Raw genomic sequence first — 14,072 nt, forward strand, 5'->3', positions numbered from 1 at the left:
ATGCTCTCTCATCCTTTCTTATAGATGCTAATTTAGCTGATTAATGCATTACAATCGACAATTAGTGCTACTTTACCATTTCCTAAAATAGTTGCACCTGAAATTGCAAATACACTTGATAAATAGGCACCAAGTGATTTTAAAACGATCTCTTGTTGACCAATGAACGAATCTACTACAAGACCAGCCATTTTATCTCCTTTGCGAACAAGAACAACAGAATGAAATTCATCATCAGAACTTTCTCTAGGAACATCAAAAACATTTTCTAAAAATACTAATGGAACAACCTTTCCACGGAAATCAATCACTTTTTGGTTATGTGCATTTAATATATCCGAAGCTCGAATGATTGCAGTCTCGATGATCGAAGAAAGTGGTATAGCGTAAATTTCCTCACCAAGCTCCACTAACATGACAGAAATAATGGAAAGTGTTAATGGTAATTGAATAGAGAATAATGACCCTTTCCCTTCCGTGGACGAAATATCAATAGTACCACCAAGTGATTCAATTGTCGTTTTTACTACATCTAATCCAACACCTCTGCCGGAAACGTCTGAAATGACATCTGCTGTAGAGAACCCGGAAGAAAGAATTAACTCTGCCACTTGTTTGTCGTTTAACGTTTGAGCCACTTCATTTGAAACTATTCCTTTGGATATAGCTTTTTTCAGTACTTTTTCACGGTTGATCCCAGCACCATCATCTTCAATCTCAATAAACACATGATTGCCGCTATGGTATGCACGAAGTACGACTGTGCCTTCCTCTGGTTTACCATTAGCTAAACGGATTTCAGGGCTTTCTACTCCATGATCTAAGGAATTTCTTATTAAATGTACAAGTGGATCTCCAATCTCATCAATAACTGTTCGGTCTAATTCCGTTTCAGCACCGACCACTTCTAAATTAATTTTTTTGTTTAAATCTCTCGCTAACTGACGTACCATTCGCGGGAATCTATTAAATACTGTGTCAACAGGAACCATACGCATATTTAGTATAATATTTTGTAAATCACCAGTTATACGTGACATGCGCTCTACTGTTTCATCTAATTCGCTATTATGTAAATCTTCTGAAATAGACTGCAAGCGACCGCGGTCAATTACTAACTCTTCAAATAAGTTCATCAATATATCTAATCGCTCAATGTTCACTCGAATGGTTTTACTAGATTGAGCTTGGTTGTTTTTAGATGAAGTTGATTTTTCAGCAGATTTTACTTCCTCTGTCTGTTGTTTCTGCTCTACTAGGACAACTGAATTTTCAATGACTGGAGTCTCTTCTACATTGTTCAACTCTAAATTATTACGTTTTTTAAGCTGTTCTATTGTCACTGACTTCACGAGTACTTCTGTTACTTCGGAGACTTTCATTAATTTCTTTTGTACATCTTCTGAAGGCTCATTTGTAACTAAAGCTACATAGAAGATTTCATCAAAATCTTCAGCCTCAAGCTTTTCTACAGATGGAGAGGATTTTATAACGTCTCCCATTTTCTCTAACAATTCAAAAACCATATATACCCTTGCAGCTTTTAATAAGCAATCTTCACGCAGCTTGACAGAAATTTCATACGTATAGAAATCCTGTTCAACTGATTGTTCAATGACTGTCATTTCATAATCGTCATAGGATAACCAGTTATCTTGAGCAACCTCATTTATAACAGCGGGTTCTGCCGTAGTAGCAGCAACTGGGATTTCTTCACCAGTTTCTATTTTATGTAATTTTTGAACAGTATCAGTTACATCCAGCTTACCTTTTCCACCTGCCGCGATATCTAATACCATTGCTTCCAGCTGATCGACTGCAACGAAAACAACGTCTAATAATTCTGCTGTTACATGTAAACGGCTATTTCTAATTTCATCTAAAACATTTTCCATCTTATGCGTTAAATTTGCGATATCTTCATAGCCCATAGTTGCAGACATACCTTTTAAAGTATGAGCAGAGCGGAATACTTCATTAACAATTGCTATGTTTTCAGGATTTTTTTCTAATTCTAATAAATGTTCATTACAAGCTTGTAAATGTTCCTTACTTTCTTCTATAAACATCTCCAAATATTGATTTGTATCCATGGTTAAACACCCCTTTAAGGTAGATATTGTATGATGGTTTTTGCAATTTGATCTAAATCCACTACTTCATTTACTAATTTTGTTTCCACTGCCGCCTTAGGCATCCCGTAAACAATACATGTACTCGCCGCTTCTGCAATTGCCACGACATTTCCGCTCTTTTTTAATTGTTTTAAACCAAGAGACCCATCAGATCCCATTCCTGTCATAATAACAGCAATTTTATCGAAATCATTAAACTGGCTATTATCCTCAAAAAGAACATCGACAGCTGGTCTATGGCCCGCTCGTGGGGCCACTTTGTCATCTAGTACAATATAATAAGAGGAAATTCTTTTCTGGATGCGCATATGAAAGCCTCCAGGTGCAATATAGGCATGTCCATTTTGAAGTAAATCACCATCCTCGGCTTCTTTCACCTCAAGTTCGGATAACTGATTAAGCCTTTGTGCCAATGATTTTGTAAACCCAGCGGGCATATGTTGAACGATTAAAACTGGTGCCTGCATATCACCTGGCAGTTTTGTTATTACTTCTTGAAGAGCTCGTGGACCACCTGTTGAAGTTCCTATTAGGACCATTTTCTTATTCGCCATGTCCCATTTGATAGCATTAGAAGTGTTTGATATGCTTTTTACTTCCATACTTTTCGGTGTACTATTAATTAAAGGTATTGGTGAATGTTTCTTCATTTTATGGATGGATACTTGCGCTGCATTTTCTACTTTTTCCACTAATTCCTCTTTAATCTTATGTAAATCTAATGAAATGGTCCCACTTGGCTTTGCGATAAAATCAACTGCTCCATATTCCATCGCTTGCATAGTACTTTCCGCTCCACTTTTTGTTGTACTTGATAGCATAACAACAGGAACTGGCGTATCTGTCATTATTCTGCGTAGTGCCTCTAAACCATTCATCACGGGCATTTCAACGTCCAGTGTGAGAACATCCGGCTGTAGCGCTTTTATCTTTTCTATTGCGTCCTGGCCATTCCTAGCGATTCCAATAACTTCTATCAATTTGCTATCAGTAAAGAAATCACTAATAAGCTTTCGCATGAATGCAGAATCATCTACTATTAATAGCTTCTTTTTTAATGCAACGTTCATCATCTCACGCCCTTCTGAGAAAAAAGACTTTTTAATCGAGATATGAATTTATTGTGCTTCGGAATAGATTCTTCCGTATATTCAAAATCAGTAAATGCAGCTGCAATTTGTTTTAGTTTTTTAGTAATTTCAGCTTGGGGATATAAAATAGAAAATGGTATTTGCTCCCTTACAGCTTTTCGAACAATTGTATCCTCTGGCAGGACACCAAGTACAGTAATCTCTTTGGAAAGAAACTTGGACATTGCCTGCTTTAATCGTTCAGTTGTTTCTACTCCCTCCTCATCAGTAAATGCCCTATTGCAAATAAGGAAGAAGTTTTTATCAGAATCTTTATAGTAAATAAATTTCATCATAGAATAGGCATCAGTGATAGATGTTGGTTCTGCCGTTGTTATTACAATAATATCGTCAACAGAAACTAACAAATTCAATGTCTGACTTGTCGCACCCGCTCCCATGTCAAAAACAATATAATCGAAGGTTTTCTGTAAGTATTCAAATGCCTCGATTAAACGCTCAAACATTTCGTCGGTCCATTCCATTACGCCATTTAACCCTGACCCACCTGATATATATTGTAGGTCGTTTGGTCCTTCAAAGATTACTGATTCTAATGGCTGATCTCCGACTAAGTAATCTTTTAAATTAGTAGGAACAGATTTTCCGAGTAATATATGAATATTTCCCATACCAATATCCATATCAATTAGCACAACTTTTTTTCCTTGCCCACTTAATGTTGTAGTAAAATTTATCGAAAAATTACTTTTCCCCACTCCACCTTTACCACTAACTACCGCTATTGATCGTCCAAGCTTATTTTGGTTTCTTAGCATTTTCATTCTAAGTTCTTCAGCTTGATCTCTCATGACGAATCCCCTTTAAAAATAATGTGAGTAATTCTTCGTGACTAGCTTCCATGATATCTTCCGGGACTTCTTGACCATCTGTATAGTAAGCAAGTCCTTTATTATATTTAACCATTAAATTGATAAGAGAACCAATAGTATTTGTTTCATCTACTTTAGTAAATATAAATTTTTCAATAGGAAATTCACTAAATTGTTCGATGATTACTTCCATGTCCTTTTGTTTAGAGGTCGACGAGAGTACTAAGAAGGTTTCTGTATCCACTTCAAACTCTATTAATTTTTGCAAATCTCTTACAAATTTAGTTTCTTTATAGTTTCTTCCTGCAGTATCTATAAATACAATATCTAACTTTTCAAACTTTACCATTGCTTCTTGTAAATCCTTTTCACTATAGACAATTTCAATAGGAGCTTGAAGTAAACCTGCATAAGTTTTAAGTTGTTCAATTGCAGCTATCCGGTATGTATCCGTTGTAATAAAGCCAACTTTTTTCTTTTTTTCTAAAACTGCTCTTGCAGCCATCTTTGCGATCGTCGTCGTTTTACCTACACCTGTCGGTCCGAGTACATTAATGTACTTTTTCGTATACGATATTCCACCGAATGGTAGATGCTCCAATTGAGTTTTTAGAAAGTTTTTGATTACGGCAATTTGAGTTTCCATTTCAAAGTCTGCCGAATTTCTTTTCCAATGTACAAAAAGCTCATCACTAACAGGTGTGATAAGCTCCTCTGACAATTCTTGCTCTTGTAAAAAATCCATAAGAGTTTTCATTTCTGTTGGATATGGACTTAACATTTCAGGACGCCCTATATTTTTTACTAATTGTTTTAAGTCTTCTAGTTCTTTTTTTATCTCTACAGAAACATTTTGAGATTCTTGAGGCACAATAGCAGGCACCTCAAATGTATTATTTGACTGTTCTAATGTATCCATCCCAGCTAATACTTCAATCGATTTTTTCTTAAACAAACCTATAAACCCTTTCGAAAAGACAACCTTTGAACTTAATATTACTGCCTCATCCCCTAGTTCTTTTCGGATTAACTTCATAGCTTCTGGCATTGTACTAGCTGTATATTTTTTCATCTTCAATCTACATTCACCACCCCGACACTTTGTACCTCAATTGAGGATTCTAGTTCATTATAAGAAAGAATTGGTACATGTGGGAAATATCTTTCTGTCATTTGTCTAACATACATTCTTACAGCAGGCGAACAAAGAATAATTGGTGACTGCTCCATCATAGAAGCACGTTCTATTTCTTTTGCCATAGACTCTAAAATTGCCTGAGAATCACTTGGATCTATAGATAAATAATTACCATGTTCCGTTTGCTGAATGCTGTCCGCAATTAGTTTTTCTACTCTCCCAGATACCGTTAACACTTTTAGCACATTACTCGAACCAGCGTATTGTGCTGTAATTTGCTTCGCTAAAGATTGTCGAGAGTATTCAGTTAATACATCGGCATCCGAGGTCATTTTTGAATAGTCTGCAAGGGTTTCAAATATAATTGGCAAATTTCGAATAGATACATGCTCTCTTAGAAGATTGCTCAATATTTTTTGAATTTCTCCTACTGTCAATGGCGTTGGTGTTAATTCGTCTACTAGTATTGGGTAAGTCTCTCTTATATGATCGATTAATTGTTTTGTTTCTTGGCGACCTAATAATTCATGAGCATTATTTCGAATAATTTCAGTCATATGAGTTGAAACAACGCTAGGAGGATCGACAACTGTATATCCAAGTATTTCCGCTTCTTCCTTCACTGACTCCGTAATCCATTTCGCAGGTAATCCAAAGGAAGGTTCTACAGTATCTATCCCTTCGATCGTATCATCGTCACCAGGACTCATAGCCAAGTAATGATCTAAAAGGAGCTCTCCTCTTGCCATTTCATTGCCTTTAATCTTAATACGATATTCGTTTGGTTGAAGCTGTATATTATCACGTATTCGAACTACGGGAATAACTACCCCTAATTCCAGTGCAAGCTGTCTTCGGATCATTACCACACGATCTAATAGATCTCCACCCTGTGCAGCATCCACTAGTGGTATTAATCCATAACCAAACTCGAATTCGATTGGATCCACATTTAATAGATTGATAACATTTTCTGGACTCTTCATACTATCTGTTGTTACTTCCTCTTCAAATACTTCTATATCATCTAGATCTTCTTTATTTGCCTTACTTATCATAAATGCTCCTACCGCGAGTACTATTGCAATAGGCAATGTTAGAACTAAGCCAATCGGCGTAACGATACCTAGTAGTGTAATTGTCGCAGCAGCAACATACAGAAGTTTAGGCTGATTAAATAGCTGATCTGTAATATCCCCGCCAAGATTACCTTTAGATGCTGCTCGCGTAACGACAATCCCAGTAGCAGTGGATATTAATAATGCTGGAATTTGTGAAACGAGCCCGTCACCGACTGTGAGTGTTGAAAATAGTACAGCAGCTTCACCAAAAGGTAGACCGAATTGTACAACCCCGATAATTATACCGAATAGCAAGTTGATAATAACAATGATGATCCCTGCAATAGCATCTCCTTTTACAAACTTAGTAGCCCCATCCATTGCACCGTAAAAGTCTGCTTCACCACTAACCTTTTCACGTCTTTCACGAGCTTCTTTCTCGGAAATCATTCCAGCGTTTAAATCTGCATCGATACTCATTTGTTTACCCGGCATCGCATCTAATGTGAAACGAGCGGCAACCTCAGAAACACGCTCAGCACCTTTTGTAATTACGATAAAGTTTATTATTACTAAAATAGCAAATACAACTAAACCAACGAGCATATTCCCACCCGTAACAAATGTACCGAAGGTTTCAACTACTTTACCCGCATCACCCTCTGCTAAGATTGCTCTTGTGGTGGAAATATTCAATGCAAGTCTAAACAATGTAACGAGTAAAACGATCGTTGGAAATACAGAGAACTCTAAAGCCTCTTTCATATTCATAGCAGTCATCAATATTAATAAGGCAATCGTAATATTTATAATAATAAGAAAACTTATTAACCAATGAGGAAGAGGTATTACGAGCATCGCCACAATAGATATTACAGCTGCCAATACGGTTATATCGCGGACTTGCATATACTTCCACCTCTATCTTTACCATTTAAATTTTTTGTTTAATACGATATACGTAAGCTAAAACTTCCGCCACTGCTTTGAAAAATTCGTCTGGAATCCGTTGACCAACTTCTACTTGGTCATACATCGAACGAGCAAGAGGTCTATTTTCCACCATGACGACATTATTTTCCTTTGCAATTAACTTGATCTTTTGTGCTACAAAATCTGCACCCTTCGCTACTACCGTTGGAGCATCCATCGATTCATCATCGTATTTTAAAGCTATTGCAAAGTGAGTAGGATTCGTTATGACCACATCGGCTGTCGGTATTTCTTGCATCATACGACGCATTGCCATCTCTCTTTGCCTTTGCCTAATACGCGATTTAATAATTGGATCTCCATCCGAGTTTTTATGTTCATCTTTAATATCTTGCTTAGACATCTTAAGATTTTTTTCATAGTCAAACTTTTGATAAAAGAAATCCAAAATGGAAATAAATAATAAAACACAAGAAGCAGTGATACCCATCATTCCAGTTAACCAACCAACAGTGGCCAGTGTATCCCAAGCTGATTTGAATGATAGAGATAAGACCTTTTCCAAATTAGTCCACAATATTAAAGTAGTTACAGAACCAATAAATGATATTTTCAAAATCGATTTTAATAGCTCTATAATTGCTTTAAGCGAAAAGATTCTTTTAAGACCTTTTATAGGATCAATCTTCTTCAAATCGAACTTCAATGGCTCAGTAGTAAACAGTAAACCAAACTGAAAAAAGTTTGCAGCTACTGCAGCTACCACAGCTACCAACATTATTGGCAATAAAATTACCGCCATTTCAAGAAGCATATCCTTATAAATGATTATGGCTGTATCAATTGTCAACGTTTCTATTAACATATACTTCGTAAACGTTACACTGAAGAATGAAAAAATCTCAGTTCTTAAAAAACTAGCAAAGAAAAATAAAAATACGAAAACAGTGAGTAATACAATCGCACTAGTCACATCAGGACTTTTTAATACTTGTCCTTTTTTACGAGAATCCTGCCTCTTTTTAGGAGTAGCTTTTTCTGTTTTTTCTCCCGCAAAATACTGGAGATCTAAGCGCAGATTAATCATATTAGCCACCACCTAAAATTATCATTAAGTCCCGCATAGCAATAACCAAAATTTCAAAAACCTTCTGTACAACAGCCAATAGCACTCCCATCATCACGAGAAGAACTAAAAACCCTACTCCAATTTTTATCGGAAATCCTATAACAAAGATATTCAACTGAGGTACAGTCCTAGCGGTAATACCAAGGGCTATATCCACAAGAAATATTGTTGCGACTATTGGTATGGACATTTGAAATGCTACAGCAAAAACCCCTGCAAAAGTTTTCATAATGAATTCTACATAATTTTCCTGGCCAAATGCTGGCCAAGTCATTTCCATCGGCATAAATTGATAGCTATAGAAAATACCATCTAACAATAAATGATGTCCATTTAAAGCCAATAATAGCAACAATGCTAAAGTATTTAAAAATTGACCAATTAACGGACTTTGAGCACCTGTCTGTGGATCAATTACATTGGCCATCGCAAATCCCATCTGAAAGTCGATAAATCCACCTGCAATTTGAACAGCTGACATAATGATATAAGCAAGCAAACCAATAAATAATCCGAAAATAACTTCTTTAATAATTAATAGAATATAGTCTCCATTTACCTCAAACGGCTCTACATCAAGGGTATAATACATCATCCAGGAGAGCACTACAGCAAAGGCTATCCTATGACTTGCGGGTATTGTTCGATGCGAGAAAAGTGGTAATACGACAAAAAATGCAGAAACACGAGCAATAATAAGTAATAATACAGTTAAATTTGGTAAGATGGCATCCATTGAATCAACCAATGTATCGAATTAAATTCTCAAAAATATCTGCTGCATACGTGGTTACTTGGGAAAGCATCCAGGGACCAAAGAAAACAAGAGCGACAAGTACAGCTATAATTTTCGGAACAAATGCAAGTGTTTGTTCTTGAATTTGTGTAGTTGCCTGAAAAATACTCACTGCAAGACCTGTAATTAAAGCAACTAAAAGAAGAGGACCTGATGCAAGAAGAATGACCCAAATTGCTCGTTCTGCAATTGAAATTACCATTTCATTATTCAATACTTTCAGCTCCTAAAAACTTTGTAATATAGACTTCATAACTAAATACCAACCATCCACCAAAACGAATAATAATATTTTAAAAGGTAGAGAAATCATAACTGGCGGTAACATCATCATACCCATTGACATCAGTACACTCGCCACGATCATATCAATTACTAAAAAAGGGATAAAAATCATAAAACCAATTTGAAATGCTGTTTTAATTTCACTTAGTGCGAAAGCAGGTACCATAACAGTTAAAGGGATATCCTCAAGCGTTTCAGGTCTTTCAGCTTCTGAATATCGTAAGAAAAGTTCTAAATCTTTTTGCCTAGTGTGCTTACTCATAAATTCTTTGAAAGGTCCACTAGCATTTTCATATGCTTGTTCTAACGTAATATCTTCATCGAACAAAGGTGTTAATGCTTGTTCATTTACTTGTTGTAACGTTGGTGCCATGATAAAAAAAGTTAAAAATAAGGCTAAACCTACAATTACTTGGTTCGGCGGCATCTGATTAGTAGCCAGTGCTGTTCGAACAAATGATAGAATAATAACTATTCTAGCAAAGGACGTCATCAATATTAAAATACTTGGAGCTAAAGATAAAACCGTCAGCAATAGCATTAATTTTATAGAAGTGGAGAGATTTGATGGGTCGCTGTCCGAGAAAAACTGGACAAATTCATTCATTGTTATCGCGCTCCTTCGTCTTCCAATCCTTTAATACATTACTACGGTCTTTTTGAATTTCTTGTAATCTTTTCTGAAAGGTCTCGTCAAACGAAGGTTCCTTACTCTCTCTCTTCGTATTGGTAGTTCCTTTCTCTCTCAAGCGACCTATAAGTTCAGATATATATGGAATACTATTTCCAATATCTACTTTTTCTTCGTATATTTTATTTAGATTTTCTATTTCTGCTGGATCAGTTATTTCTTTTAACAAAGTAATATCTTCTCCAATGCCTACTAAGTAGATGTAATTACCTACTTTCATTAGCTGTAGTGATTTCCCTTGTCCAACTCCAACACCACCTAGATTTTGAATCAGCTGATTGGTTTGAAAGGTTTTATTTCTGCTATTTACAAAACGAAGTAATCCATATAACAAAGCTATAACAAATAAAAGTGCAAAAATCATTTTAATATAATCCCAGGCTGTAACAGAAACACCCACAGAAACGGGTTCATCGGTCGTTTCTGGAGCTTCTTCTAGATTTGATTTAGACTCTTTTTCATTATTTTCATCCTTGTTCAAATTCTTTAAGTATTCATCTATACTCTCATTCGAATCTGACACTGCTCTTACATCTAGCTGATTTGCGAATGTTAACAAAAAAAGAACACTTAATATTAAGGAAAATTTCCTCATCATTTCATTACCCTAATGCTTTGGAAATTGCTTCAATTACACGATCAGCTTGGAATGGTTTTACGATGAAATCTTTTGCCCCAGCCTGGATTGCATCAATTACCATAGCTTGCTGCCCCATTGCAGAGCACATAATGATTGTAGCAGATGGATTTTTTGCTTTAATCTCTTTTAAAGCCGCAATTCCGTCCATTTCCGGCATTGTAATATCCATTGTTACTAAATCCGGTTTAAGCTCATTGTACTTTTCGATTGCTTGAACACCATCAGCTGCTTCTCCTACAACTTCAAAGCCATTTTTACTTAAAATATCTTTAATCATCATTCTCATAAATGCTGCATCATCTACTATTAAAATTCTTTTCGACATAGTATGTCTCCTCCAGTGCTTATCTTAAATTATTTATACGTTCTGCCTGACTTAAAATATCTGTAATTCGAACGCCAAAATTCTCATCTATAACAACGACTTCTCCTTTAGCTATATGTCGATTATTAACTAAAATATCTACTGGCTCACCAGCTAGTTTGTCGAGTTCAATAATAGATCCACTTGTTAGTTCCAAAATATCTTTAACAGTTCTCTTAGTACGACCTAATTCTACTGTTACTTGAAGAGGAATATCAAGTAGCAAATTCAAATTTCTTGACTCATTTTGCGTCAAACTTGGTGCGTCAAAGCTTGCAAACTGAGCTTGCTGTACTTCCACTGGTGGTGCTTGTGGTCGTGATGGCTGCTGAGTAAATTGCATAGGAGCTTGCGGCGACATTGCTGTCACTTGCTGTGCTTGGGTAGTAGGCTGCTGTTGTTCAGGCGCTTGATATACTTTTTCTTCTGTAATTGTAGCAGCGACCTCTGGTTCCTCTTCACCTAATAATGATTTCACTAAGTTAAGTCCAAACTCTAAAGGCAACAGCTGCATAATATTTGAATCTATTAACTCCCCAATCTTAAGACGGAAGGATACTTTAATCAGCATTTCATCTGCTGGAATTGCTTCCGTTCCTTCATCTTGCATAAGGTTCATAAGGTCGATAGTAGGTGGCGAAATATCCACTTTCTTATTGAAAACAGTGGACATGGACGTAGCGGCTGAACCCATCATTTGGTTCATAGCTTCCTGAACTGCGCTTAACTGAATTTCACTTAGCTCGGGTCTTGGAGCTAAACCATCTCCACCAAGCATTAGGTCAGCTATAATAGCAGCGTCTGACTGCTTTATAACGAGAAGATTCATACCGATTAGTCCAGTAGTATATTGTACCTGGACTGCAACATATGGATGTGGAAATTCTTCTTTCAATTTTCTTCGGTTAATCATACTAAGATTAGGTGTCGTGATATCTACTTTTTGTCCTAAAAGAGAAGAAAGGGCTGTAGCGGAACTACCAAAGGAAATATTACCGATTTCTCCTAGTGTATCTTGAGCAAATGAATCTAAGTAATCGTCTATTTTAATATCTTCTGTACCATTTTCTTTTGTAGCTTCCTCATTTATATTTGTTCCTCTAAGGAGGGCCTCAATTTCTTCTTGGGAGAGCATATCATCACTCATCATCATCCTCTCCTCCTTTCACAGTTTCAATGACTTGTACAGCCATTCGTTTTTTTAGTTTACCAGGTTGACCAATAAATTTAGGCATACCGCCAACTTTAACAGTTAGTGGGTCATCAATTTTAGTGTTTAATTGAATTACGTCACCTAATTGTAAGTACAATAGATCTTCTATCGAAATATCAGTTGTGCCAATCTCTGCAACAATAGGAATTTCTGCTGCTTTTACACGTTTTTGCAGAACAGCTAGCTGTTCGGGTGATACTTCTTTTTTATTTGTTTGCATCCAGTAACGTACAGATAGATTAGGAACAATTGGTTCAAGTACTACGTGTGGGATACATATATTAATCATTCCACTAGTTTCTCCGATAATAGTGTTAAATGAAATTACAACAACTGTTTCATTTGGAGAAATCATTTGTAAAAATTGAGGATTTACTTCTAACTCTGTAAGAATGGGATCTATATCTGCAATATTTATCCATGCTTCTCGTAAATTATCAAACGAACGCTCAAACAAGTTCGTCATTATTTTCGTTTCTATTTCCGTTAAATTATCCACTTTTGTATGTGCTTGTCCTTTTCCACCCATCATTAGATCAAGCATGGAATATGCAATATTAGGATTAATCTCCATCAATATATTCCCTTCAAGTGGTGGAACTTCAAACACATTGATCAATGTCATATGTGGAACCGAGCGGATAAACTCTTCGAACGGAATTTGATCGACTGAAACGACCGAAATTTGCACATATGATCTTAACTGGGCAGAAAAAAATGTAGTTAATAGACGAGCAAAGTTTTCATGGATTCTCGTCAAGCTTCGAATCTGATCTTTTGAAAAGCGAAGTGCTCTTTTAAAATCGTACGTTCTTACTTTCTTTGCTTCTTGCTCACTTTTCATTTCATCTGCTGTCATTTCACCTGTTGAGAGTGCACTTAACAACGCATCTATTTCTGATTGAGATAAAATATCTCCTGCCAATCTGCCCACCTCCATCTTAAAAAAATTGCTTTATTGAATAATATAAGAAGTTATATAAACTTGTTGAATTTCTCCACTATCCATTAGCTCACCTATTTTTGTTTTTAAAGCAGATTCAAACATCGCTTTACCCTCTTTACCACTTAAGTCTTCAGGAGTCATTTCTGAAAGCTCTGTAATAACAATATTTTTCACTTGGAAATCTCTTTTCGTTAACTCTTCTGCAGCCTCTACACTATCCGTTTGAACCTTTAGGGAAATACGGATAAATTTATTGGCAGCTAGATTCGTAGTTATTTCCGGTATATCTACAGAGGATTCGATAATTTCGTCAATGGTAGGTTCCTTGGAATCCTCTGTTTTGTTTAACTGCATTACGATTAGTAAAGCGACTACACCTACTAATGTGATCGAAACTAAAATAATAAGCATAATGGTTAATAGTTTGTTTTTACTCTTCATCTTGTTCACCTCTTATATGGGGGTTCGATAATATATGTATTTCTTTGTAAAACTGAGAAATTTTGAAGTATACTTCTTCCCTAGATTCCAACGCAACATATTTATGACCATTTGTGAGTGTAATCGTCGTATCTGGGAAAGACTCCACAGTCTCTATGTACAGAGCATTTAACGAAAACTCCTTGCCGTTTAAACGAGTCAGATTAATCATTATGAAGGGCCGGGCCTTTTAAGGAACGGCCCAACCCTCCCTTGCAATAAGTTTAAAGTTTAATAGATTGAATCAATTTCATATAATGTTCAATAGTGTACCCTTTTGCAGCTGATTTCCGTTCTA

General features: G+C 36.0%; 15 protein-coding genes. All 15 read right to left on the reverse strand.

Annotated features, from left to right (window positions below; translation table 11 throughout):
- Positions 1–32: 32 nt before the first annotated feature.
- The 15 genes from ACIQX2_RS00630 to ACIQX2_RS00700 are packed head-to-tail and all read right to left on the reverse strand — an operon-like array spanning position 33 to position 13,946.
- Positions 33–2,093, reverse strand: coding sequence for a chemotaxis protein CheW (locus tag ACIQX2_RS00630; RefSeq protein WP_402845926.1), 2,061 nt, complete (start codon positions 2,091–2,093; stop codon positions 33–35).
- A 14-nt stretch (positions 2,094–2,107) separates the two neighbouring features.
- Positions 2,108–3,205 (reverse strand): protein-glutamate methylesterase/protein-glutamine glutaminase, encoded by a 1,098-nt coding sequence (locus ACIQX2_RS00635; protein WP_402847459.1) that lies wholly within the window; start codon positions 3,203–3,205, stop codon positions 2,108–2,110.
- Positions 3,205–4,077 (reverse strand): MinD/ParA family protein, encoded by an 873-nt coding sequence (locus tag ACIQX2_RS00640; protein WP_402845928.1) that lies wholly within the window; start codon positions 4,075–4,077, stop codon positions 3,205–3,207. Before ACIQX2_RS00640 ends, ACIQX2_RS00635 begins: the two co-directional genes overlap by 1 nt.
- Positions 4,061–5,176: a flagellar biosynthesis GTPase FlhF gene (gene flhF / locus ACIQX2_RS00645; RefSeq protein ID WP_402845930.1), complete on the reverse strand. Its 1,116-nt coding sequence runs from the start codon at positions 5,174–5,176 to the stop codon at positions 4,061–4,063. The genes ACIQX2_RS00640 and flhF overlap by 17 nt, the downstream gene beginning before the upstream one ends.
- Complete coding sequence (flhA, locus tag ACIQX2_RS00650; protein WP_402845931.1) at positions 5,173–7,206, reverse strand: flagellar biosynthesis protein FlhA; 2,034 nt, start codon at positions 7,204–7,206, stop codon at positions 5,173–5,175. The genes flhF and flhA overlap by 4 nt, the downstream gene beginning before the upstream one ends.
- Before the next feature lie 25 nt (positions 7,207–7,231).
- Positions 7,232–8,317 (reverse strand): flagellar biosynthesis protein FlhB, encoded by a 1,086-nt coding sequence (flhB, locus tag ACIQX2_RS00655; protein WP_402845933.1) that lies wholly within the window; start codon positions 8,315–8,317, stop codon positions 7,232–7,234.
- Position 8,318: 1 nt separating this feature from the next.
- Positions 8,319–9,095, reverse strand: a complete 777-nt coding sequence (gene fliR, locus ACIQX2_RS00660) for a flagellar biosynthetic protein FliR (protein ID WP_402845935.1) — start codon at positions 9,093–9,095, stop codon at positions 8,319–8,321.
- A 4-nt stretch (positions 9,096–9,099) separates the two neighbouring features.
- Positions 9,100–9,369, reverse strand: a complete 270-nt coding sequence (fliQ, locus tag ACIQX2_RS00665; RefSeq protein ID WP_402845937.1) for a flagellar biosynthesis protein FliQ — start codon at positions 9,367–9,369, stop codon at positions 9,100–9,102.
- Between the two features lie 12 nt (positions 9,370–9,381).
- Positions 9,382–10,047: a flagellar type III secretion system pore protein FliP gene (fliP, locus tag ACIQX2_RS00670; protein WP_093060126.1), complete on the reverse strand. Its 666-nt coding sequence runs from the start codon at positions 10,045–10,047 to the stop codon at positions 9,382–9,384.
- Positions 10,040–10,690 (reverse strand): flagellar biosynthetic protein FliO, encoded by a 651-nt coding sequence (locus ACIQX2_RS00675; protein WP_402845939.1) that lies wholly within the window; start codon positions 10,688–10,690, stop codon positions 10,040–10,042. Before ACIQX2_RS00675 ends, fliP begins: the two co-directional genes overlap by 8 nt.
- Positions 10,691–10,733: 43 nt before the next feature.
- The gene (locus tag ACIQX2_RS00680; RefSeq protein ID WP_093060122.1) at positions 10,734–11,096 is read right to left on the reverse strand and encodes a response regulator; all 363 of its coding nucleotides are present in this window, start codon (positions 11,094–11,096) and stop codon (positions 10,734–10,736) included.
- A 19-nt stretch (positions 11,097–11,115) separates the two neighbouring features.
- Entirely contained in the window at positions 11,116–12,282 is a 1,167-nt protein-coding gene (gene fliY / locus ACIQX2_RS00685; protein ID WP_402847460.1) for a flagellar motor switch phosphatase FliY, read from the reverse strand.
- On the reverse strand, positions 12,275–13,273 hold the full coding sequence (gene fliM, locus ACIQX2_RS00690) for a flagellar motor switch protein FliM (RefSeq protein WP_402845942.1): 999 nt from the start codon (positions 13,271–13,273) through the stop codon (positions 12,275–12,277). The genes fliY and fliM overlap by 8 nt, the downstream gene beginning before the upstream one ends.
- 30 nt (positions 13,274–13,303) lie before the next feature.
- Entirely contained in the window at positions 13,304–13,735 is a 432-nt protein-coding gene (gene fliL / locus ACIQX2_RS00695; RefSeq protein WP_402845943.1) for a flagellar basal body-associated protein FliL, read from the reverse strand.
- On the reverse strand, positions 13,725–13,946 hold the full coding sequence (locus ACIQX2_RS00700; protein WP_093060115.1) for a flagellar FlbD family protein: 222 nt from the start codon (positions 13,944–13,946) through the stop codon (positions 13,725–13,727). Before ACIQX2_RS00700 ends, fliL begins: the two co-directional genes overlap by 11 nt.
- Between the last annotated feature and the right edge of the window lie 126 nt (positions 13,947–14,072).

Source organism: Psychrobacillus sp. NPDC096623, assembly GCF_044762655.1.
Classification (GTDB): domain Bacteria; phylum Bacillota; class Bacilli; order Bacillales_A; family Planococcaceae; genus Psychrobacillus.